This is a genomic window from Paenibacillus dendrobii, assembly GCF_009807035.1.
Lineage (GTDB): Bacteria > Bacillota > Bacilli > Paenibacillales > Paenibacillaceae > Paenibacillus_AQ > Paenibacillus_AQ dendrobii.
In genome coordinates, this window is the sequence record NZ_WUBI01000003.1 from 386,356 (window position 1) to 408,071 (window position 21,716).

Genomic DNA, 21,716 nt, shown 5'->3' on the forward strand with positions numbered 1-21,716 from the left:
ATATTATCTGTAAGGTAGAAATTCGGAGACAAAGGCGACCGCTGCGCTTCTCCAGAACGATTCCGCCCCCTCCGCTACCTTTCGCAGCTAGTCACACCCCATGATTCACTCAAGTTATCGAGTAATACATTTTATCAGAAGGACGTGATTCATTATGGCACATACTCTGCTCAGCATTCAGGTCATTCCAAAGACCCCTAATAATGAAGATTCCATTCCTTACGTAGACCGCGCGATCGAAGTTATTCAACAATCCGGTGTGAAATACGAGGTTCATCCGCTAGAGACGACGATGGAAGGCGAGTTGGAAGAACTGCTGGAGGTTGTACGCAACATGCATACGGCTCTTGTGGAAGCAGGCAGCAAGAGCATTATCTCCCAGATCAAAATCGCCCATAATCCCAGCGGTATCAGCATGGAGCGTCTCACGGAGAAATACCGTCCATGAGACGCTGGTGGAGTCAGGTGTGGCCGCCCGTCGTGGCGGTCCTCTTCTTTTTGATCGTATGGCAGCTGTGTACATCGCTGTTTCATATTGAAAAATGGATTTTGCCTTCTCCGGGAGATATTGCTGAGCAGACCACTGGCGGCGGAGCCGATTTATGGGGTCATGTCTTGGCCACAGTCAGGCTGACGCTGGAGGGCTTTATCATCGGAACGCTGGTCGGACTCGTAATTGCACTGATTCTTCATATGGTTCCTTTCCTGAAGTCGGCGCTGTATCCGCTGCTGATCTTAAGCCAGAATATTCCGACCATCGCCCTTGCACCGCTCCTGATGATTTGGTTCGGTTTTGGCCTGCTGCCTAAGATTATCGTGATCACGCTCGTCTGCTTCTTCCCCGTTGCCGTCGCAACGATGGGCGGGCTGAAGCAAACAGACCGAATCATGCTGAACTACATGCAGATGATTGGGGCAAATAAAAGACAGATCTTTGCCAAGCTCGAGCTGCCGCATGCCTTGCCTTCGATCTTTTCGGGCATTAAAATCGCGGCTACGTACAGCGTCATGGGTGCTGTCATTGCGGAATGGATTGGAGCCGATAAAGGCATCGGTTACTATATGATGCTGCAAAAGGCCGGTTACCGCACCGACCGCATGTTTGTCGCCATTATGATCATTGTCTTGCTAAGCCTGCTGATGTTCGGGCTGATCGCCCTGCTCGAGAAATGGCTCGTACGCTGGAAGCCGAAGCAGGAAAGCTGATGCCCGGGATGAAGAAAGGAGCTGTAACCCATGTCAATTACTGAAGAAATACGGTCGGATGCCAAACCCGCTACAGCGGAGACAGAGCTCCCGCCTGCCCTTGAAGCATCGGGCATCAGCAAGTCCTTCCGTGCCAAGCGCAGCAGCCTGCAGGTGCTCGACGATATCACGCTGACCGTCCGGAAGGGTGAGTTCGTGTCCATCGTTGGCCCGTCCGGCAGCGGCAAAAGCACGCTGTTCCATATCATTGGCGGCCTTGTGAAGCCGGATGCCGGAACCGTGCGGATGAACGGGACGGATGTGACCGGAGAGCAGGGGCATATCAGCTATATGCCCCAGCAGCCCGCGCTCTTCCCATGGCGGACCATTGAAGATAACGTGCTGCTCTCGCAAGAGGTGCAGGGCAGCGTCGACCAGGCCGCCCGGGAAAATGCCCGCTACTGGCTGGATAAGGTCGGCTTAGGCGGGTTCGAGAAAGCCCATCCCCATACGCTGTCAGGCGGTATGCAGCAGCGGGCGGCCTTTCTGCGCGCTCTGCTCAGCCCGCAGGAGCTGATGTGCCTGGATGAGCCGTTCAGCGCGCTCGATGCGCTGACGCGGAGCGACATGCAGCGCTGGCTGCTGGATATCTGGGAGGAAAGCCGGCGCTCCGTGCTTTTTATCACGCATAATATTGAAGAAGCCCTCCTGCTCTCCAGCCGTATCTATGTCTTCTCCGGCCGTCCGGCCTCGGTGCTTCAGGTCGTTGATGTGCCGTTTCCACGCCCGCGCCGGGAGGAAATCATCGAGCATCCGGATTTTATCAAGCTCAGACGGGAACTCTCCGGCTGGATGCGCGAGGAGCAGCAGAAGATGCAGGGCTCTAGGTCGAAGAAATAATACTGCTTCGAGCGATAAAGTCCAAAAAGAGGGGTGCTACAGGTTCATTAACCTGTAGCACCCCTCTTTGATGTGATTCTCTTCTACACAAACGCTCCCGCCGTCACGATACTCTGATACGTCGCATTGACGTTCAGCGGACCCGCTTCCGGCACGCCGGTCTGGTCGTAGAGCAGCCGCTCCGCGTCCAACTCTTCGAGCTTGTCCACATGTCCATCGATATAATCCAATACGCGGTCCTCCGCCGAACGAATCCGGGCTAGCAGGCCGCCATAGCGGATATCGAGCACTTCCCAGCCGAATGGCTTATACGTCTGCATCCACATGCGGCGGTGCGCGACGCGCAGCTCATCCGCACGGCGATACAGCTCAGGCAGCGCCTTTTCCGCCAGACGGCGCAGCTCGTCCTTCTGTCCTTTGTCATAGAAGCGCTTGAGCTGCACGCCCATCGTGCTCTTCAGCGCAAGCACGCGCGCCAGCTTCTCGTACATCTCGAATAGTTGATCGAAAGGTGCGTCCAGGGCAACGCGGTAACCGCCCAGCTCCTTCGCCATCTCCTCGTAATAATCCGGCAGAACCGCTTCCGTATCTGGCTCGATATGCTTGTCGAACAAGCCGATCAGTAGATCCTGCCACAGCAGGTATTTGGACGGATTAGCCATCCAGTAGTTCTCCGGTAGGACGCCAGGCGCTTCATCCATCCTGCTGAGCGCAACCACCGGCTTGAACAGGTCGAGGCCCGTGCAGATACGAAGACGGTCCCGCAGGCTCTCTTCATCCGCTTCATGGCCATATCCATGCTCGGCGAACAGCTGAAGTCCCGGCAGAATGGTGAGATGGTTATTTTCATTCCCGTTATCTGCCCATGCAGTCGCAAGCACTTCGTCCAGCTGCTTGGTTTTGGCCGCACGCAGCGCTGGATGGCTGATATTCCACGTCTTGCCGTAGTTTGGAACGATGTTGTTCCAGATGTGGATACCCCCTGCAAAAATCGGCTTGGAACCGAATTTCAGGTGTTTGTCATACATGAGTCCGTAGCCTTCTTCATCCGCCTTGCCATAATCCCAGTATACAAACTGGACGCCTTTCGGGATCTGGTCCATTTTATCCTCGGAAAAGTCGGCATTAATGTTGTACAATCCGCCCTGTGTATCATTCGACAGCAGATTGAAGTACATATCGCTCCAGATCATCGGCTTCAGGCCGTAGCGCTCCGTAATCTCCAGCACCTTCGCCACATGCTCGTTCATCAACTCGAAGCGGTTGTGGTAACCGTGCTTCCGCAAATAATTTCCGAGCCCGACCTGGAACGCTTCGTCCATGCCGATGTGGATACGCTTCGTACGGTAGGTTTTGGCGGCGGATGCGATCATTTGCTCAATGAACTCATAGGTCTTCGGCTCGCCGACCAGCAAAATATCCTGATGATCCTTCATGCCCGCTGCATAACCCCATTTCAGCGCTTGAGCCAGGTGGCCAAGCGTTTGGATGCAGGGAATCATTTCAACGCCAAGCATGTCCGCATACGTGTCGCACTCTTGCAGCTCTTCCACTGTATACCGTCCCCGCATGTAGCCAAAATAAGGCTGCTCCTCAACTTCGAATGTATCCTCGGTATACATCATCAGTCCGTTCAGTCCCATCAAAGCCATATAGCGAATGAACCGCTTGACCATCGGAACCGTCAGCACGCCATTGCGGGAAACGTCCAGCATGGTACCGTTAAAGCTAAAACTCGGCTCTTCGGCTACTTCGAATTGATCTTTCTCCGCAGCATGCTGCACAAACAGGCCCAGCGCTCGGAAAAAGTGTATTTTATCCTGATAGCGAATGATGCCTTTGCCGCCCTGAAGTTTAGCCTGAAGCGCTCCAGGCGCCTGTACCACTTCAACCGGAAGCCCATTCTCATGCAGCTCTATATGTAATATTTCCGACAGCTCTGCCATGCCCTCGATAAGTCCGCTGATTTGTCCATATAAATGAATCTTCACTGCTCTTTCCTCCTCTAAAACGGATGCAAACCCTATTTTAATCATCTGCTATGGCAAATATGGCAAGCATCTTGATCTAAGTACTATAGCACTTTAGAAGAGAGATCGATACCACAGGTGCAGCTTTTCCGCTCCTAATGGCTAAGTTTCATTTTTTGTTCACAGGATATATATCATTTTTTACTTCGCAGAATAATTTCGCGCAAAGCTGGGGATCGTTGTATACGAGGTGAATCTATGAAAACCCGATTACGATCGGTTCTGCTGCTGATGTCCATTCTTCTATTCTTCATTCCACTTAATGCTGAAGCCTCCGTTATTCAGTCCAAAGAGCCAAAATTGCTGCTGTACCAAGACATGGTGATGGAGTTTCTTCTTCCTGACGTTCAACAAGCCGTTAACGACTATTATCAGAACCGGCTTCCTGACAATCCGCTCGTGTATCCGTATCAAATCGAGATCAAGCAGGCCAAAAGAGTCAACGGTGGGCCGGGAGACCGCGGCTTTCACTTTTCCATTACGCTGGAGACCACGCCTGTCCTCGGGCCTCATATTGCGGTCGGAAAAGACCGGATGACCTTTGAAGTCTCCCCTCTCTTCCCCGATAAAGTCAAACTGATTGCCTTCAGGCATCTGCAGACCTTCGAGCTGCCTCCGAATCTGCAGGAGATGCTGAAGAGTACGAACGGAACACCGTGATCGGCATTCCAGCTCCTAAGGTTCTTTCGTTTCCGGGTTCCAGCCGACGCGGCCGAAATTCCGCAGGGCCAGATGGTATCCGGCATTGCGGATGATATTCCACCAGAGCCCTGTTCTCGACTTCCACATCCGTTCGATAATCGAAGGTACCGAGTAGAACTGCCTTGCCGCCCATTCCATCCCCATGAGCAGTTCTTCGGGAGACATCAGGGCTGGCTGGTACACGACATCCTTCTTACCGTTGTATTTGGACCAGTCCCGGGTCAAAATCCGTCCTTCTGCGTCCAGCCGGTTGAACAGCGGAGTATTGGGAAAAGGAATCAGCACGCTGATGGTTGCCGAGTCGAGACCAACCTCGCGGTAAAATTCCACGGTTGTACGGAAAATGGACTTATCGTCATGATCAAACCCAAATACCGTTCCAGCTTGAACGGCAATGCTGTAATCATGAAACCGCCGGATAATCTCTCGATAGCGGTCCACATGATTATGCGCCTTGTTCGCGGAATCGAGACTTTGCTGCGAGATGGTTTCGAGGCCCAGAAAAAGCGCCTTGCAGCCGCTTTGCGCAGCCAGCTCCATGAATTCATCGTCAAAAGCCACGTCTGCTGTGGCCTGGCTTGTCCACCAGCGTTTGTAAGGCGCAATCGCCTTAAACAACTCCTTGGCATAGGCCTTGTTCGCGCCGATATTATCATCCCAGAAGATCAGGGCCCTTCCGGGCATCCGCTTCATATGTTCAACGATGTCCGCAACCGGACGGTAACGCATCCGGCGCTGATACATTTGGGGAATGGTGCAGTATTCGCATCCAAAAGGACAACCTCTTGTCGCAATGGTAACGCCCTTGCCGTAGACTCTTCCCTTGATCAGATCCCAGCGAGGCGCAGGCATATTCTTCAGATCAGGAAGCTGGCAGGAGCGGTATACAGGCTTTAGGCAGCCTGCTTCCACATCCGCCAGCAGCTGCGGCCAGACCAACTCCCCTTCTCCGACCACCACCGCGTCGGCATGAAGCTGAACTTCTTCAGGCATTAATGTCGCGTGCGGTCCACCAATAACGACCTTGACGCCCCGTTTGCGATACGCTGCCGCTAACTCATATGCATGTGGCGCAGCGGGGGTATTCGCCGTAATGCCCACAACATCGTAGGGACGGTCGAACCGGACCTTCTGTACAATCTCATCCGTATGCGTCACTTCCCAATGATCCGGCGTATATGCCGCAAGCAGCGGCATGGTCAGCTGCGGAAAACGGATGATTCTCCGGTGCCGTACACGCCGGGAATCCTCGGACTCGGCCGTGATCAGATGAACCTGGTATCGCGGATTCATGGTTGTGCTCACTCCATTCTAAGTAGATATTCTATGTACTTACTCGTAGCGAGTCCATTCCACAACAGTCCGCAGATAAGCTATGGAAAGAACTTGCGTGCATTCGCGGGAAAAAGAGCATCATCCATGATTCAGTGCAGCCGATTTCCCCCATTTGCAGCCCATGCGGACTAAATGGCCGAACATGAATGTAGCACCAACGCACAGCAGGATAAACGGCAGACTTAACAGGGAGTCAAACCAATACTCCGGTATTATTCGAAATAAGACTAGAAGCATGAACAAATAATTAGGCAACAGTGGAAGGATTATAATACGCCGGATGCACTTCTCTGCCTGAGCCCCATATTTGCGTCCAAGCATAAATCCCGAAAGCAGCCAAATCAGCGTATACATAAGGAGCACCCATTCCTTCTGAGCCGCCAGCAGCTGGAATCCATACGAAGCAGGAGTTGATCCTAAGCGATGACTAATGATAAACCACGTACCCGCTGCAAAGCATAAACCGTTGACCGACAGCAGCGCTGCGCTCCATACCGCTGCCGGTAAAGGCCTCCCGCTCCTGTATGCCAAGGCCAGCTTTCGCGGATGCGGCATTTGGCTTAGGGCCAAATTTACAGCCTCTGCCGTACCCATGCCTGTCGCCCGCAGCTCCATGGCAGCTTCCTCCAAATGTGCACGAAGCTCCGCTACCACGTCTTCCCGGTTGATCGACCTGGGCAGATGACGATAAACAACTTCCAGATAGCTTTCCAGCTCAGCGTTCATCCGCGCTTCCCCCCAGCACCTTGGACATCACGGCAACAAAGCGGCTCCACTCCCGGCTCTTGTCCTCCAACATCTCCCTGCCTTCAGCTGTAATGTTATAGTATTTACGGTCAGGCCCCTTGGACTGCGCACTCCAGTAGGATGAGATGAAGCCCTGTTGTTCCAGTTTTTGCAATGCAGGATACAACGTTCCCTCTTTCAACAACAAATGCGAGTCGCTCCGCTTCTCCATTTCCTTGGACAAGGCATAACCATACATGTCCTGCTCGCTCAGCAGCTGCAGCAGTGCCAGCGATATGCTTCCTTTAACCAAATCCCGATTAAACAACCTCTTTCACCTGCCTAATGCTTTGCAAATTATCTATATAGAAATTCTATGTAGTCACTTGAGTATTACTGTAGCATATGAGGCGTTGATCAGCAAACGATGAACTGTTAAATTTTATATAAGCGCGATTCACTTCAACACACATCTGCATCCGGAGGTGCCTTACTATGAGCTTTTCGCCAGAAACCGATGACAAGAACAACACACATACCAACATTCACAGCAAGGGAACAGCTCATGCATTAGATATGACTGAATCCCTTCCACCGCTGATCGATGCGCATATTCACCTCGACTCTTATGAAGAAGCCCAGCAGCAGCAAATCATGTCCGAGCTTAAAGATACCGGTGTGGAAAGCGTCATTGCCGTCTCCATGCACCTGGATTCCGCCCGTACCCATCTGAAGTTGGCTCAGCGTTATCCGTCCCACATCCATCCAGCCTTCGGGTTCCATCCCGAGCAGCCGCTTCCTGATGAAGCCGAGATGGATAAGCTCTTCGCCTGGATGGACTATCATAGCGGGGACATGATTGCCGTCGGCGAGGTTGGCTTACCTTATTACACCCGTATGGAAGCCGAAGAGGCAGGCCACCCTTTTGACTCCCGTCCCTATGAGGAGCTGCTTGAGCGATTCGTAGCCTTTGCCCAGCATCACGACAAACCCATCGTGCTTCATGCCGTCTATGAGGATGCCGCTATCGCCTGCCGCCTGCTTGCACAGTATAAGATCAAGCGTGCCCATTTCCACTGGTTCAAGGGTCCGGCTGAAACCTTGCAGCATATGGCGCAGCAAGGCTACTATGTATCTTTCACACCCGATATTGTATATGAAAAAGAGATTCAGGAGCTGGCAAGCGTATATCCTCGTTCTCTCGTCATGTCGGAAACCGACGGACCTTGGCCTTTCGAGGGACCTTTTGCCGGGCAAATGACGCATCCACGGATGACGGCCGATGTGGCTGAAGCCTGGGGCCGTATTCAGGGATTGCCTCTGCCTGAAGCGCGCCGTCTGCTGTATGACAATGCCAAACGCTTTTACGGCATCTAAAATATGAAAACGGCCGAGCCACATCCAACGCGAGATGGAAGTGTTCGAGCCGTTTTCGCTATACCTTGTTATTTTTTCATGAAGCCCTTGTCGTCCAAAAATTCTTTCATATGCATGCGGATCGGTTCCGCCAGCCTGTCGGCCATCACCTGCGTCCAAGGCGTATCCTTTTTGCCGCCTGTACGTTCACTCAGATAAGCCTTCATGGTCGCGTCATAATCCTTCACCGGCCCCACGCTCTGCTCTTCGGAATAGCCATTCATGTGCAGCACGGATTCCAGCGGAAGGCGCGGACGCTGTCCAGGCTCCTGGTCGGGCACGCCGATGCACATGCCGAATACCGGATAAACGAGCTCCGCAGATCCAACAGCTTGGACAATTCAGCGATGCGGTTGCGTACGCCTCCGATATAAACGATGCCAAGTCCCATAGATTCTGCGGCAATGGCCGCGTTTTGGGCAGCGAGCGCGGCATCCACTGTCGCCACAACAAAATTTTCCGTTGTCGTTTCATAGGATTCCCGCTCCTGCAGGGGCTCTGCCGTTACCTGCTTCAAGCGGTACAAATCCGCGCACCATACGAGAAATACCGGGCATTCCTCGATGTAAGCCTGATTGCCTGCCAGTACGGCCAGCTGCTTTTTCAGCTCAGGATCGGTAGCGGCGATAACGCTGTAAGCCTGGACATTGCTTGACGTAGAGGCCATTTGCGCCGCAGAGACGATCGCATGCAGCTGCTCCCCGGAAACCGGTGCATCTGTGAATTTACGAATCGAGCGGTGATTCATAAGTAGGGTCAACGTATCATTCATTTGGAAATCTCCTCCTTCTCATAGCTGTCACAATGGATGAATTCTTATGTAATTCTCCCCATCGTAGTATTACCCCATATGAATATTATACTTTAGCGGAATTTACAAATGGAGAGATAAAAGAAGCTCTGGCATCACAAATCATATTCTACAATAAAAAAACAGCCTTGGAACAGGAAGCGAGTTCGACTCGCGACTTGTCCAAGACTGCTGACTATTTTTTATGAATTCACAGTTTCACCCGCTGCAGCCGCAGCGCATTCAACACCACCGACACCGAGCTGAAGGCCATGGCCGCACCGGCCAGCCAAGGGGCGAGGAAGCCGATCGCGGCGATCGGGATACCGATCGTGTTATACGCCAGTGCCCAGAACAGATTCTGCTTGATATTCCCCATCGTGCGGCGGCTCATCAGGATCGCGTCGGCGATCGCGTTCAGATCGCCGCGCATCAGCGTCACATCCGCCGCCTCCATGGCGACATCCGTCCCGGTACCAATGGCCATGCCGATATCGGCAGTGGCCAGCGCCGGCGCGTCGTTGATGCCGTCGCCAACCATCGCGATGCGCTTGCCGGATTGCTGCAGCTTCTTCACTTCCTCTGCCTTGCCTTCTGGCAGCACTTCGGCCAGAACCTGATGGATGCCAGCCTGTGCCGCAATGGCCTTCGCCGTGCGTTCATTGTCGCCAGTGATCATGATGACCTCGATCCCCATCTCCTGCAGACGGGATACCGCTTCACGGGAGGTTTCCTTGATCGTATCCGCGACGGCGACCATACCGGCATACTTGCCGTCCACGGCTACCAGCATGGCCGTCTTGCCTGCGTCCTCCAGCTGACGCATCGCGTTCAGGGCAGCCTCTACCGGAACGCCCCGCTCCGCCATCAGCTTACGTGTGCCGACGAGTACCAGCCTGCCGTCTACTCTAGCAGAGACACCATAGCCCGGCAGGTTCTCGAAATCCTTCGCTTCAGGCAGCGGCAGGGACTTGCTACGGTCAAGCGCCCCTGCGACAATGGCATCCGCGAGCGGATGTTCAGACTGGCGCTCCACGGCAGCCGTCGTGCGGAGCAAGGACTGCTCCGTCATCAGCGGCGCGGGAATGACATCGGTCAGAACTGGCTTGCCGCTCGTGACTGTACCTGTTTTATCGAGCACGACGACTTCAATTGCCTGTGCCGATTCCAGATGTTCTCCGCCTTTGAACAGAATGCCGAACTCGGCCGCCCGGCCCGATCCGGCCATGATCGATGTTGGAGTCGCGAGACCCAGCGCACATGGACATGCAATGACGAGTACTGCGATGGCCTTTTCGAGTGCCGATGCAAATTGTCCCGGTTCCACGCCGAAATACCAGATCAGGAACGTCACGACCGCGATGCCGACCACAATCGGGACGAAAATGCCGGAGATGACGTCGGCAATCCGCTGGATGGGAGCCTTGGAGCCCTGTGCTTCCTCCACGACCTTGATGATCTGCGCTAATGCGGTTTCACTGCCGACCTTGGTTGCCTGGACGCGCAGCATCCCGTTTTTATTCAGTGTAGCCCCTACCACTGCATCGCCCTCACGCTTTTCGACAGGAAGGCTTTCACCTGTCAGCATGGACTCGTCCACGGAAGACAGCCCCTGGAGCACCTTTCCATCCACCGGGATTTTTTCTCCCGGCTTGACGATGACCGTATCGCCCACTTCCACGTCTTCAACCGGAATGCTGACCTCCTGGCCGTCCCTAAGAACAAGCGCAGTCTTGGCCTGCAGACCCATCAGGCTCTTAATGGCTTCGGAAGAGCGGCCTTTCGCGAGCGCCTCAAACCATTTGCCGACCAGGATCAGCGTAATCAGAATGCTGCTGGTTTCATAGTACATCTCTACCGGATGATGCATTTCCATCCCAATAGAGCGAATCGTCAGGTACAAGCTGTAAAAGTACGCTGCTGATGTCCCGAGCGCGACCAGCACGTCCATATTTGCGCTCTTGTTGCGCAGCGCCTTGTACGCTCCGACATAGAACTGGCCGCCGATCAAAAACTGAACCGGTGTCGCCAGCACCAGCTGGAACCATGGATTCATAAACAGCGACGGTACCGGAATCCAAGAAGTAAAAGAGAAATGCCCTACCATCGCCCATAGCAACGGCAGCGAGAGAATGGCCGCCATCATCCATTTGAACCTTTTATGATTGATCTCCTGCCGGCGCAGCTCCGCGCTGTCCTTGGCTTCCTGCTTCGGGAGAGCCTTGTAGCCCAGCTGCTCGACCTTCTTCATCATATCTTTAACGGTAACCATGCCTGCCGCATATTCCACATGGGCGGTTTCGAGGGCCAAATTGACATTCGCCTGGGATATGCCCGGCATTCTGCTGAGCCCTTTCTCAATCCGCGTGGCGCAGGCTGCGCAGGTCATACCGGTAATTTCAAAATCCATCGTTTCCTTCATCGTGCCATAGCCGAGAGACTCGATTTTCTCTTCCATCTTCCGTAAATCCGACTGCTTCGGATCATACGTGACGGTGGCCTGCTCCAGCGCCAGATTGACGTTGGCCGAGCTGACGCCTTCCATTCGGCCCAGTCCCTTTTCAATCCGGGTCGCGCAGGCTGCACACGTCATTCCGGTAATCTGCAGCGTCGCCTGATGTTCGTTCTCCCGGTTTCCCGTATTTTGTTCCATGACCTCGGCTCCTTTCCAGAAATATACCCTTACGGGGTATATACTTTCTATAAAAAAGGGCAGCGACTTCAGACCTCATCGGATCTGGGGCTGCCCGGTATTCGTTACGGGATATCTTAAGCTGTTAAGCTTAGACTACTACATCGTAGCCTTGGTCTTCGATGGCTGCTTTAATGGTGTCGAGGCTTACTTTGTTTTCGTCATAATCCACAGTAACCTTGTTTCCAGACAGATCCACTTTGCCGGTTGCACCTGCATTTTTCACAGCACCTTCAACAGCATTTACACAATGATTGCAAGACATTCCCTGAACATTCAACGTTACGCTTTTCATGATATATTCCTCCTCTAATTGTACAATCCCTGCTATATAAATTGAAATAAAGAAAAGAATCATCCTCTCATCGGAAGCAATAGCCGCTCATGAGATGGCAGAACAAGCCATATTTCATTTTATATAGGGAATATTATTTCATCAACTTCTTCACCGTAACCAACAATTCATCAATCACGGCATGATCACCGGACTCAATTCGCTCCACCACGCAGCTTCGCATGTGATTCTCCAGAAGCAGCTTGCCGACCCCATTCAGAGCGGCCTGGATGGCTGCAATCTGATTCAGGACATCATCGCAGTAGGTATCTCTTTCGATCAATCCCTTGATGCCGCGGATTTGCCCTTCGATGCGATTCAGACGGGTTATGAGATTATTCTTCGTTTGCTGGGAATGATGGCTATGCCGCTCGCTGCATCCAGCCTCACAGGTTTCGGTTTCATTCTGCAGGGCAGCTGCATTGTCCGGGCTGGCCTGAACATGGTCATTCTGATTTGTCTCAGCAATCATCTCAATCCACTCCTCCTTTGATCGAAGCCACAACAACATTATACTATACCCCCTCTAGGTATGCAAGAGACATAAAACAGAACATTCGCTCCGCCCTTTAACCTTTTTAAAAAAACCTCCCACCTAGAAGGAATTGCCAATTCATGGGTCGAATAATTCACCTTATCGCTATGGGTTCACTCAGATAAAATAATACGATTAGATAAGCATCCCTTTTAAGAGAATATGAATGCAGAGGAATTAAAATTCAATGTAATTCTCAGGGATATTTGCGTGTGGAAACCGTTTCACTTATATTGATTTAGCGCGCCCTCTTCCATACTGATACATGTATTCATCATACATACGGGCTTCAGCTTCAGAACACATCATGAACGACAGGAGAAGATGCCATGTTTAGAAAACGCCCTTTTACGAATTCCTTGATATCAAGGAATATGAATGCCCTCTTGTTCAGCTTGCTCGGCACCTTCCTGTTTTTGTTCAGTATTAGACATCTGTCCCTCCACTATTCATCCGACCAATGGCTGCTGTTGGGTTCCATGTTCTGCGCGTCGCTGATCCTTTATTTTTATACTTTTCAGATCCCTCCTGAAGGCAGCAAACAGTCGATGGATTCAGCCGTTTACCTGGCCTGTCTCTTCATTTTCGGAACTCCGGCTGCGCTGGCACTTCTGCTTCTGAGTTCGCTGCTTTTTGCGCTTTTGGAACGAAAAGTTTCATGGTGGAAGCATTTAACCAACTTTGCGATATATACCATCATGATCTTTGGAGCCGGGACGGTTTTCCAGGGGCTTGGCGGACAGCAAGGACAGCTGCAAAATGTACATCTACTGTCTTATGTAGGAGCCTTGATCATATACTTCGCCATCAACGTGCTATGCATCGGAATTTACTACTATATGATCGACCGAAGCGATATTTACCGCATGGTAAAAGGACTTCTTCAGGAATCGGTACTGGTCTACCTGTGCATTCTGATTTTGTCGCTTGTGCTGACCATCCTGATCGTAAACAACGGGATTACCGGACTTGTTTTGTTCCTCGGGATCAGCATATTCCTTTCTCATCTTTTTAAAAAGCTGTTTGACATGTACATGCAGCTTCAGGAACGGGCCATTCGCGATCAGCGTACGGGTCTCTTCAATCACAGCTATTTTGAAAACCTTCTCGAAAAGGAAATCAGGTATGCCCGCAGTGAATCTACCCCGCTCTCACTCGCCATGATCGACATTGACGATTTCAAGCGCTATAACGATCATTTTGGCCATTTACAAGGAGATAAGCTGCTCGGTTTACTCGGATCAATTCTGCAAGAGGAGGCTGCCCGGGCCGGGGTGACGGCTGCACGTTACGGCGGCGAGGAATTTACGCTGCTGATGCCGGGATATACGGAACAAGAGGCGCTGATTCTCGTCAACCGACTACGTAAAATGGTTAATGACACCGCGTTTGAAGGGGTAGAGATCCTTCCGCATGCATGTCTTTCCTTCTCGGCGGGCATTTCCTCATATCACATTGACATCCATGATAAATCACTCCTTGTGCTCCAAGCGGATCAGGCACTGTATGATGCCAAAAAGCAGGGTAAAAACATTGCCTACATCTTTGGAAGTTCCGTCCCGATCGAACAGGAAATCGAAATCGCCCAGGATGTGCGGGACATCGAGCAGCTGCTCAATTTATTTCTCTACAAGGATATCAATACGTTCAAGCATTCCAAACGCGTATTCCGTTATGCCATGGATATGAGCCTTCTCCTGAAGCTCGATGCAAACACCCGCAAGCAGTTCGTGCTTGGCGCCTTGATCCATGATATCGGAAAGCTCGAAATCCCCTGGGAAATCCTGAACAAAAAGGATGCCCTGACTCCTGTAGAATGGGAAGCGATTAAGAAGCATGTGAACTGGGGCAAGGAAATGGCCATGACCAACGACAAATTCAAGGGGCTTGCCCCTTACATTGAGCTTCACCATGAAAGATATGACGGACACGGCTATCCCCATGGCTACAAAGGCGCAGAAATCCCCCTGCTTTGCCGGATGCTCACCATTATTGACTCCTTCGACGCGATGACCTCAGAACGGCCATATCAGGCTACGAAATCCATCAAGGAAGCCATCGAGGAGCTCCGGCTTTGTTCCGGAACCCAGTTTGATCCAGAGCTGTCCGAACTGTTCATTGCCTATATTGAAGGCAAAACCGGACTGGAACCGGCTCAGGCCGAATCCAGCTTATAATTCAAAAGGGCTGTACCACCGCAGAAGGATTCAGCGGTGGACAGCCCTTGTCTATTTACTATGAAAATAATCAAGATGTTTGCAAAAGAGTCTACTTGTGGCCGTTCATTTCGTGGGAAGTTTGATGCAGCTCTTTAATCATTTGCTGCAGAAACATGTTTTCCTGACGGCTGATTCCGTGTTGGTTATCCTGAATGAGCAGTTGTTGAATGTTTTTCTTCAGCAGTTCACTACGGCGTTCCAATACAGCTTGACTCATAAAATTAAATCACTCCTGGATCGTTTTTTGAACTTACCGGGAAGTTCTTTATCATTATAAAGCGTTATGAAAAATATTGAAAATGTTCAGAAAAAGCCTGATCATCCCCTGACCCAGCTGAGCTTGCAGGAGGGTTGCTGCAGCGGTATCAGCCGAAAAGATACTCCCGAATCCTCCGGTATACCACCTCATTCAGCAAATTACCTACTAAAAAATCCCTTATTCATCTATAAAAGGGCAATGACAAGGCCTTTTTGCGCCAGATTATCCAGACATTCCTGCAGATATGCCTCATCATGCTCGGGATAAGATGATGCTTCATCCAGTGCAACAAGCTCTGCTTCCGACCATGGTTCGCAGGACTTACCACGATAAAGTGAATTTTGCCACAAATTGTCCACATGATAAGATCTGCTCTTCATTTCATTCATAATCAGCACATGATAGCGAACCAACATCATCGGATTGTGTTCAAAAACATAGTTTACGGTAGCGTGTTTTTTGCCCCAACCGTTGCCGCGTAGCGCGCAGCATTCCCGGTGTTGGCCAAGCAACTGCGGGCGTGGCAGCCTGGAAATCAACGCCTCATGCCATAAACGCATCGGTCCACCCTCTCCTTTTTTTCGCAATGATTGTCCTGATCCTATTATACCGCCAAACCATCTGTTTGAACGTCCACGCCAGGGAAGTGTTGCACTTCTCTTCATGCCGAATAGCCCACTCGGGTCATTTCCATCCGCGGGCAGCAGCTATAAAATAATTTTGGGGCTCAGGCAATACACTGAATACTACGCTCGCTCACGCCTAACCCTGTGCCAAAGCGTGCACACTAAAGACAACTCAGGATGTTTGCAATTGAGGCTTTAACTCTGTTCGCTATTTGCAAAGCTCCGCATAGAAGGTGATGGATTGATAAAGAAATTAGGGTTTCTTCCGGGATTCATGACGGTGATGCTTGCAGCTTTGCTGCTCTTTCCGGGATTCGCTTCGGCCCATGCTTATATCGTCAAGTCTTCTCCGGCCGAGAATGAAGTGCTGGCCCAGCCGCCAGCCAAAGCAGTTATACATTTTAATGAGCCTCTGCAAAAAGCCTTTCATTCGATAAAGGTCACAAACTCATCCGGAAAAACGGTAAATCTCAGTGAAAGCCGGATTCCGGAAGGAGAAAATTCTGTTCTTGAGGCCGACCTGCAGCCGGATCTGCAAAAAGGCGTCTATGCTGTTCAATGGAAAGCCGTCTCTGCGGACGGTCATCCGGTGGAAGGCACCTTTTCGTTTCAAATTGGAACAGGCGGCGGCAGTACCGGCGATGCCTCGCATACGGTCGTCAACGCATCCGATTGGCCCGGGACTGACCTGGTCATCATCCGATGGCTGTTTTATACCAGTCTTGCGTTTCTCGCCGGAATCTATTTCTTCCAGCTGTACCTGCTTCCGGCAGGTGCCGGGAACCGGTCGGCATGGTCCGGTAGAAGCATCCGGCTGATGTGGATCAATATCGCCGTTCTTGCCGCAAGCTTTCTGCTCAGTTTACCGCTGCAGACCGGGATCGATGCCGGCGTGGGCTGGAGCGGAGTCTGGTCTGATCCGTCTCTGCTCCTCAAGATGCTGCGAATCACCAGTTTCGGTGAGGTCTGGATGGTACAGCTCATTCTGCTGGTTCTGATTACGGGCCTGGCTGCCGCTCTTCCTAAAATGAAGGACCGGGATAGTGCTTATATTGCCCGTACCGTCTCCTTCCTGCTGGTCATGGGCATGCTGCTGGCAAAGTCCTTTATCGGCCATCCCGCCGCTTCCGAATACAAAGCCCTCGGTATCACGATGGACTTTCTCCATCTGGGCGCCGCTTCCCTATGGCTTGGCAGCCTGCTGGCATTTGCCGTGCTGCTTCCGAAGGAGGCTTCCCTGCCCGCAGATCCCGAGGACCGGAAAAAAAGTTATTTTGCCGTGATCCGGCGATTCAGTTTATGGGGAACCATCTTCGTCGTACTGATTCTGATCAGCGGCATATACGCCAGTTTGCAGTATGTTCCGACCTGGTATTCACTGTTCCATACGTCGTACGGAAAGATTCTGTATGCCAAAGGCATTATGATGCTCATTATGATCGCCTGCGCTTTCTGGAATTTGCTGCGCGGCAAAGAAGCCAAAGACACTTTAAAGGCCGGTGTATGGCTTGAACTTGCTGCGGGTGTCATTGCCCTCGTCTTGGCGGCAGCACTGACCAATATGCCAACCGGCTCGACTTCGCCTGGCCCGGTCCATATGGAGCAGACGCTGGAGAACAAAAACGTGATACAGCTTGATATTACTCCGAATGTAACTGGAGTGAATGAATTCCAGGTTAAGGTAGAGGATAGCAAGGGCCAACCGGTCAAAGGAATACAGCAGATCAAGCTCACCCTGACCTCTTTGGACATGGATATGGGAAAATACGAAATCGTCATGCCAGGAGGAAAAGCGGAAGGTTACAAGGCCCAGGATCTGATCACCATGGCAGGCAAATGGAATGTCCATGTGCATGTTCTGACCGATCAACTTGAAACCTGGGATAGCGATATGGTGATTCATGTCGGTAATCGTTAATGCCATAAACTAAGAATTTTAATTAAAATTTTCACAATATACACAAAAAAAAAGAATCCGCGAGGATTCCCTAAAGGAGAGAATCAACATAATGAAAATCTTCAAACGTCTTCCGTTCATCGCTACCGCTGCGGCGGGCCTGCTTCTATTCTCCGGCATCGCAAGCGCGCATGTGACTGTCAAGCCTGCGACCTCCCAGCCGGGAGCGTGGGAGACTTACACGATTAAGATTCCTTCCGAAAAGGAAATGGCGACGACCAAGGTAACACTTAAGGTTCCGGAAGGCGTTGAGCTGATGCAGTATCAGCCGATTCCAGACTGGAAAATCACCACCGAGAAGGACAGCGCAGGCAAAATCAGCAGTATCACCTGGAATGCGACCGGCGAAGGCATTAATGCAGGAGAATTCCAACAGTTCAATTTTGTGGCCCATAATCCTGAAAAGGATACTGATGTAGCCTGGGATGCGTTCCAATACTACAAGGATGGAAGCATCGTGGAATGGACCGGCGATGAAGGCTCTGAATCTCCGCATTCCATTACGAAGATTACAACCGTTGCCGGCCAGGAAGCTGAATCATCCGGCCATAACGACAGTACATCTGCGGACAAAGACCAGCAACCGGCAAGCTCCGGCAGCACGGAGACGGCTCCAGCTGCGACAGACAACTCGTCCACCAGTGGCGTACAGACAGCTACACTCGTGGTCTCCATTGCCGCTCTCGTCCTTTCGATCATTTCATTAATCGCCGCATTAGCGAAGAAAAAACGTTAATTTATCAATATATTTCTTTTGTGTTGCAGCCCGCACCAGATACAGGTGCGGGCTTTTTGTGTCCGTATATAATGGACAAAAAAATCATATCTGATGACAAATCAAGCATGATGGCCTGAGCCCGGCAATATATTTTAAAGATGTACGCATCGTCCAAGGCCTAAGCAGCCTGAGGCGAAACGACATAACGAAGGGAGGTCAAAACATGATCGAATTCCGCGGAGTACACAAAGCCTTCGGCAGTTTTCAGGTTCTTCAGAACATCAATCTCCGGATCGAAGAAGGCGAGGTTGTCGTCATTATCGGTCCCTCCGGCTCTGGAAAAAGCACCCTGCTCCGCTGCATCAACCGCCTCGAAACCATATCCTCGGGGGAACTGGTCGTCAATGATACGCCCCTTCACGGCAAGAAAGTGGACATCAATCGTTTCCGGAGGGATATCGGGATCGTATTCCAGCATTTCAACCTGTATCCCCACAAAAAGGTGATCGACAATATCACGCTCGCTCCCATGAAGGTGCTCGGTCTTCCCAAGCACGAAGCAGAAGAGAGGGCTCTCTCGTACCTGACCCGAGTCGGCATTGCCGAAAAGGCGCAAAGCTATCCTTCTCAGCTTTCGGGAGGACAGCAGCAGCGGGTAGCTATCGCGCGCGGACTCGCCATGAAGCCGAAAATCATGCTGTTTGACGAGCCGACTTCTGCGCTGGATCCGGAAATGATCGGTGAAGTGCTCGATGTCATGCGTTCTCTGGCCCATGAAGGGATGACGATGGTCATCGTGACGCATGAAATGGGTTTCGCCAGGGAAGCCGCAGACCGGATCGTTTTCATGGACAATGGCCAGATCATTGAGGAAGCACCTGCTTCCACCTTCTTCGCGAAACCGCGCGAGGAGCGCGCACGCTTGTTTTTAAGCCGCCTGATCAAGCATTAGGGAGGCATCTTACATATGGAAAGGGGTAAAAAAAGAGATGAATAAACGTTCAAGGCTTGGAGCTTTTCTGGTACTGCTGGTTGTATGTCTTGTGTTTGCCGGGTGCGGAAGCAAAAAGGAGTCCGCCGAAAAGGGAGGTACGCTTGAAGCTATCAAAGCACGCGGTAAAGTCATCGCTGGCGTGAAATATGACACGAAACTGTTCGGTCTGAAGGATCCCGCCACGGGCAAGGTCGAGGGCTTCGACATCGATATCGCCAAGGCGCTTGCCAAGAAAATACTCGGGGATGAAAACAAGGTCGAGCTGAAGGAAGTGACCTCGAAAACCCGGATTCCGCTCCTGCAAAATGGAGATATCGACCTTATTGTCGCCACGATGACGGTCACGGAAGAACGCAAGCAGCAGGTCGATTTCAGCGACATTTATTTCAAAGCCGGTCAATCGCTCCTGGTCAAGAAGGGAAGTCCGATCCAAGGCCTGCAAGATCTAAAAGGTGTTAAGGTGCTGACTGTTAAGGGCTCAACCTCAGCCAAGAATATCCGGGAAAAGGCGCCGGATGCCAATGTACTTGAATTCGAAAACTATCAGGATGCTTTTACCGCACTAAAGGCCGGACAGGGTGAAGTGCTGACGACCGACAATGCCATTCTGCTCGGCATGCAGCAGCAGGATCCGAATTACGTGCTGGTCGGCGGCAATTTCACCGATGAGCCTTACGGCATTGCAATTAAAAAAGGCGATGCGGAATTCGTGAAGGAAGTGAACGACCTGCTCAAGGAAATGAAGTCCAGCGGAGAATACGACAAACTTTACGAACAATGGATGGGGGTCAAACCGGAGTAGCAGGAACTCGGGTTCCCGGGGAGATGACTCTCCCCTTCCTTCTGCCTTCCGGTAAATCACTCTTTCAGGAAAGGAGAACTGCCGCATGACAGGCAAATTTGATGTCAATGTCCTGTTTAATCATTGGGACCGCTTTTTGGAAGGCTTCATCCACACGGTGGAATCCAGCATCATCGCCTTGATTGGCAGCTTTATTCTCGGTACCATCATCGCCGTCATGCGCATATCGCCTTATAAACCTCTAAATTGGATTGGAACGGTCTATGTCGAGTTTATTCGCAACATTCCCGTGCTGCTCGTTACCTTTTTCTTTTTTCTCGGCCTGCCGTCTCTCGGCATTCCAATCGGCGGGTTCACCGCTGGCACTCTTGGCCTCATGGTATATACCGCGTCGTTCATCGCCGAATGCGTCCGTGCCGGAATTCAGTCCGTGCCTTTCGGTCAGACAGAAGCCGCGCGCGCTACGGGATTAACGTATATGCAGACCATGCTGCATGTCGTGCTGCCCCAATCCATCAAAATCGTCCTGCCGTCCATCGGCAACCAATTCATCAATCTGGTCAAGAATTCTTCGATTCTTGCCGTCGTAGCCGGCTTGGATCTGATGTATTACGCCGATTTGATCAACGCGGACACGTTCCTTCCGCTGACCGTTTATACTTTCGTCGCCCTGTTCTATCTGGTGCTGACCATTCCGCTCAGCATAGGGGTCCATTATATGGAGCGGCGTTTCAGCTCAACGGATAGATAGCCGCCTATATTACCGTGAAAGGAGGCTGCCGCATGGATTTTGCAGGCGCGTATTCCTGGCCGAACCTCTCCTTTATTCTGCAGGGATTCGGCGTTACCCTTATCGTAGCGGGCCTCTCGATCGTGTTCAGCTTTATCTTGGGAACCATTCTAGGCATTCTTCGTTTTACGCGCTTTCCCCTACTGACCCAGGTGCTCGCAGTCATCATCGATCTCATTCGGGGTCTGCCCCTGCTGCTCATTATCTTTTCTATATATATTGTATTGCCGCAAATCGGAATCAAACTGTCTCCTTTCTGGTCGACCATCGCCGGCCTGACGCTGTTCGAAGGCGCGATGATTTCGGAAATCGTCCGCGGCGGGCTCGCCTCGGTGGATCGCGGTCAGATTGAAGCTGCCCGTTCCTCTGGCCTTGGTTACATCCAGACCATGCGCCATATCATTTTACCGCAGGCGCTGCGCCGCATGGTGCCGCCCCTAGTCAGCCAATTCATTTCGCTGCTGAAGGACACTTCTCTTGCCATCGTCATTTCCCTGCCGGAAATCATGCACAATGTACAGATCCTGCAAGGGCACAGTCCGAACTATGTCATCCCTGCCTTGCTTCTGGCAGCGCTGCTGTTTTTCGCGGTCAACTACACCCTGTCCATTATTGCGCGAAAATTGGAAGCCCGAAGAATCTAGCTGCTGCGAAATTGAGCAACCCATACAGCGTTCTATGGCTTAAGCGTCATACATGAAGTGCA

General features: G+C 51.6%; 21 protein-coding genes and 1 pseudogene. 12 read left to right on the forward strand and 10 right to left on the reverse strand.

Annotation, left to right across the window (positions count from 1 at the left end):
• The first annotated feature begins 154 nt into the window (after positions 1–154).
• Genes GRF59_RS19940 through GRF59_RS19950 form a run of 3 tightly spaced genes read left to right on the forward strand, consistent with a single transcriptional unit; the run spans position 155 to position 2,085 of the window.
• Positions 155–448, forward strand: a complete 294-nt coding sequence (locus GRF59_RS19940) for a thiamine-binding protein (protein ID WP_160499469.1) — start codon at positions 155–157, stop codon at positions 446–448.
• Positions 445–1,206, forward strand: a complete 762-nt coding sequence (locus GRF59_RS19945; RefSeq protein ID WP_160499470.1) for an ABC transporter permease — start codon at positions 445–447, stop codon at positions 1,204–1,206. Before GRF59_RS19940 ends, GRF59_RS19945 begins: the two co-directional genes overlap by 4 nt.
• Positions 1,207–1,236: 30 nt before the next feature.
• Entirely contained in the window at positions 1,237–2,085 is an 849-nt protein-coding gene (locus tag GRF59_RS19950; RefSeq protein WP_160499471.1) for an ABC transporter ATP-binding protein, read from the forward strand.
• An 83-nt stretch (positions 2,086–2,168) separates the two neighbouring features.
• Here the strand turns inward: GRF59_RS19950 and GRF59_RS19955 are convergent, their stop codons facing one another.
• Positions 2,169–4,076, reverse strand: a complete 1,908-nt coding sequence (locus GRF59_RS19955) for a beta-N-acetylhexosaminidase (protein WP_341480114.1) — start codon at positions 4,074–4,076, stop codon at positions 2,169–2,171.
• 237 nt (positions 4,077–4,313) lie between these two features.
• Here GRF59_RS19955 and GRF59_RS19960 point away from each other — a divergent pair, with 237 nt between their 5' ends.
• Positions 4,314–4,775, forward strand: coding sequence for a DUF3888 domain-containing protein (locus tag GRF59_RS19960; protein ID WP_160499473.1), 462 nt, complete (start codon positions 4,314–4,316; stop codon positions 4,773–4,775).
• Positions 4,776–4,790: 15 nt separating this feature from the next.
• On the opposite strand, the gene GRF59_RS19965 is transcribed toward GRF59_RS19960, so the two are convergent.
• The 3 genes from GRF59_RS19965 to GRF59_RS19975 all read right to left on the reverse strand — a co-directional run bounded on the left by GRF59_RS19965 (position 4,791) and on the right by GRF59_RS19975 (position 7,206).
• Positions 4,791–6,110: a B12-binding domain-containing radical SAM protein gene (locus GRF59_RS19965; RefSeq protein ID WP_160499474.1), complete on the reverse strand. Its 1,320-nt coding sequence runs from the start codon at positions 6,108–6,110 to the stop codon at positions 4,791–4,793.
• A 120-nt stretch (positions 6,111–6,230) separates the two neighbouring features.
• On the reverse strand, positions 6,231–6,878 hold the full coding sequence (locus tag GRF59_RS19970) for a permease prefix domain 1-containing protein (RefSeq protein ID WP_160499475.1): 648 nt from the start codon (positions 6,876–6,878) through the stop codon (positions 6,231–6,233).
• A complete protein-coding gene (locus GRF59_RS19975) occupies positions 6,868–7,206 on the reverse strand; it encodes a PadR family transcriptional regulator (RefSeq protein WP_160499476.1) in 339 nt (112 codons plus the stop codon). The genes GRF59_RS19970 and GRF59_RS19975 overlap by 11 nt, the downstream gene beginning before the upstream one ends.
• Before the next feature lie 248 nt (positions 7,207–7,454).
• Here GRF59_RS19975 and GRF59_RS19980 point away from each other — a divergent pair, with 248 nt between their 5' ends.
• Positions 7,455–8,255: a TatD family hydrolase gene (locus GRF59_RS19980; protein ID WP_160499734.1), complete on the forward strand. Its 801-nt coding sequence runs from the start codon at positions 7,455–7,457 to the stop codon at positions 8,253–8,255.
• Between the two features lie 68 nt (positions 8,256–8,323).
• On the opposite strand, the pseudogene nfsA reads toward GRF59_RS19980, so the two are convergent.
• The 4 genes and pseudogenes from nfsA to GRF59_RS20000 form a co-directional block, all read right to left on the reverse strand.
• Positions 8,324–9,066: pseudogene (nfsA, locus tag GRF59_RS19985) on the reverse strand (oxygen-insensitive NADPH nitroreductase).
• A gap of 229 nt (positions 9,067–9,295) precedes the next feature.
• Positions 9,296–11,737 carry a heavy metal translocating P-type ATPase gene (locus GRF59_RS19990; RefSeq protein ID WP_160499477.1) on the reverse strand — a complete coding sequence of 814 codons (2,442 nt, stop codon included), beginning with the start codon at positions 11,735–11,737 and terminating at the stop codon, positions 9,296–9,298.
• A gap of 130 nt (positions 11,738–11,867) precedes the next feature.
• Positions 11,868–12,071, reverse strand: a complete 204-nt coding sequence (locus tag GRF59_RS19995; protein WP_160499478.1) for a copper ion binding protein — start codon at positions 12,069–12,071, stop codon at positions 11,868–11,870.
• Between the two features lie 133 nt (positions 12,072–12,204).
• Complete coding sequence (locus GRF59_RS20000; protein ID WP_160499479.1) at positions 12,205–12,582, reverse strand: metal-sensitive transcriptional regulator; 378 nt, start codon at positions 12,580–12,582, stop codon at positions 12,205–12,207.
• A 392-nt stretch (positions 12,583–12,974) separates the two neighbouring features.
• On the opposite strand from GRF59_RS20000, the gene GRF59_RS20005 reads away from it, so the two are divergent.
• Entirely contained in the window at positions 12,975–14,822 is a 1,848-nt protein-coding gene (locus GRF59_RS20005) for a bifunctional diguanylate cyclase/phosphohydrolase (protein ID WP_160499480.1), read from the forward strand.
• A 91-nt stretch (positions 14,823–14,913) separates the two neighbouring features.
• Here the strand turns inward: GRF59_RS20005 and GRF59_RS29470 are convergent, their stop codons facing one another.
• Both GRF59_RS29470 and GRF59_RS20010 read right to left on the reverse strand, forming a co-directional pair.
• Positions 14,914–15,081, reverse strand: coding sequence for a hypothetical protein (locus GRF59_RS29470; RefSeq protein ID WP_202128771.1), 168 nt, complete (start codon positions 15,079–15,081; stop codon positions 14,914–14,916).
• A gap of 227 nt (positions 15,082–15,308) precedes the next feature.
• Complete coding sequence (locus GRF59_RS20010) at positions 15,309–15,683, reverse strand: TIGR02328 family protein (protein ID WP_160499481.1); 375 nt, start codon at positions 15,681–15,683, stop codon at positions 15,309–15,311.
• Between the two features lie 307 nt (positions 15,684–15,990).
• Between GRF59_RS20010 and GRF59_RS20015 the strand changes: the two genes are divergently transcribed.
• The 6 genes from GRF59_RS20015 (at position 15,991) to GRF59_RS20040 (ending at position 21,654) form a co-directional block, all read left to right on the forward strand.
• Positions 15,991–17,667 carry a copper resistance protein CopC gene (locus GRF59_RS20015; RefSeq protein ID WP_160499482.1) on the forward strand — a complete coding sequence of 559 codons (1,677 nt, stop codon included), beginning with the start codon at positions 15,991–15,993 and terminating at the stop codon, positions 17,665–17,667.
• Positions 17,668–17,758: 91 nt separating this feature from the next.
• A complete protein-coding gene (locus tag GRF59_RS20020) occupies positions 17,759–18,442 on the forward strand; it encodes a YcnI family copper-binding membrane protein (protein ID WP_160499483.1) in 684 nt (227 codons plus the stop codon).
• A gap of 205 nt (positions 18,443–18,647) precedes the next feature.
• The gene (locus tag GRF59_RS20025; protein ID WP_160499484.1) at positions 18,648–19,376 is read left to right on the forward strand and encodes an amino acid ABC transporter ATP-binding protein; all 729 of its coding nucleotides are present in this window, start codon (positions 18,648–18,650) and stop codon (positions 19,374–19,376) included.
• A gap of 37 nt (positions 19,377–19,413) precedes the next feature.
• A complete protein-coding gene (locus tag GRF59_RS20030; protein ID WP_160499485.1) occupies positions 19,414–20,220 on the forward strand; it encodes an ABC transporter substrate-binding protein in 807 nt (268 codons plus the stop codon).
• An 85-nt stretch (positions 20,221–20,305) separates the two neighbouring features.
• On the forward strand, positions 20,306–20,971 hold the full coding sequence (locus tag GRF59_RS20035) for an amino acid ABC transporter permease (protein WP_160499486.1): 666 nt from the start codon (positions 20,306–20,308) through the stop codon (positions 20,969–20,971).
• Between the two features lie 32 nt (positions 20,972–21,003).
• On the forward strand, positions 21,004–21,654 hold the full coding sequence (locus GRF59_RS20040) for an amino acid ABC transporter permease (protein WP_160499487.1): 651 nt from the start codon (positions 21,004–21,006) through the stop codon (positions 21,652–21,654).
• The last annotated feature ends 62 nt before the right edge of the window (positions 21,655–21,716 follow it).

Bases quoted from the DNA above. Each gene is read 5' to 3' on its own strand.
- GRF59_RS19940 (WP_160499469.1), top strand. From the start codon at position 155: ATGGCACATACTCTGCTCAGCATTCAGGTCATTCCAAAGACCCCTAAT.
- GRF59_RS19950 (WP_160499471.1), top strand. From the start codon at position 1,237: ATGTCAATTACTGAAGAAATACGGTCGGATGCCAAACCCGCTACAGCG.
- GRF59_RS19970 (WP_160499475.1), bottom strand. From the start codon at position 6,878: ATGAACGCTGAGCTGGAAAGCTATCTGGAAGTTGTTTATCGTCATCTG.
- GRF59_RS20040 (WP_160499487.1), top strand. From the start codon at position 21,004: ATGGATTTTGCAGGCGCGTATTCCTGGCCGAACCTCTCCTTTATTCTG.
- GRF59_RS20025 (WP_160499484.1), top strand. From the start codon at position 18,648: ATGATCGAATTCCGCGGAGTACACAAAGCCTTCGGCAGTTTTCAGGTT.
- GRF59_RS19990 (WP_160499477.1), bottom strand. From the start codon at position 11,737: ATGGAACAAAATACGGGAAACCGGGAGAACGAACATCAGGCGACGCTG.
- GRF59_RS20000 (WP_160499479.1), bottom strand. From the start codon at position 12,582: ATGATTGCTGAGACAAATCAGAATGACCATGTTCAGGCCAGCCCGGAC.
- GRF59_RS19965 (WP_160499474.1), bottom strand. From the start codon at position 6,110: ATGAATCCGCGATACCAGGTTCATCTGATCACGGCCGAGTCCGAGGAT.
- GRF59_RS20010 (WP_160499481.1), bottom strand. From the start codon at position 15,683: ATGCGTTTATGGCATGAGGCGTTGATTTCCAGGCTGCCACGCCCGCAG.
- GRF59_RS20035 (WP_160499486.1), top strand. From the start codon at position 20,306: ATGACAGGCAAATTTGATGTCAATGTCCTGTTTAATCATTGGGACCGC.
- GRF59_RS19980 (WP_160499734.1), top strand. From the start codon at position 7,455: ATGACTGAATCCCTTCCACCGCTGATCGATGCGCATATTCACCTCGAC.
- GRF59_RS19945 (WP_160499470.1), top strand. From the start codon at position 445: ATGAGACGCTGGTGGAGTCAGGTGTGGCCGCCCGTCGTGGCGGTCCTC.
- GRF59_RS19995 (WP_160499478.1), bottom strand. From the start codon at position 12,071: ATGAAAAGCGTAACGTTGAATGTTCAGGGAATGTCTTGCAATCATTGT.
- GRF59_RS20020 (WP_160499483.1), top strand. From the start codon at position 17,759: ATGAAAATCTTCAAACGTCTTCCGTTCATCGCTACCGCTGCGGCGGGC.
- GRF59_RS20005 (WP_160499480.1), top strand. From the start codon at position 12,975: ATGTTTAGAAAACGCCCTTTTACGAATTCCTTGATATCAAGGAATATG.
- GRF59_RS19960 (WP_160499473.1), top strand. From the start codon at position 4,314: ATGAAAACCCGATTACGATCGGTTCTGCTGCTGATGTCCATTCTTCTA.
- GRF59_RS29470 (WP_202128771.1), bottom strand. From the start codon at position 15,081: ATGAGTCAAGCTGTATTGGAACGCCGTAGTGAACTGCTGAAGAAAAAC.
- GRF59_RS20030 (WP_160499485.1), top strand. From the start codon at position 19,414: ATGAATAAACGTTCAAGGCTTGGAGCTTTTCTGGTACTGCTGGTTGTA.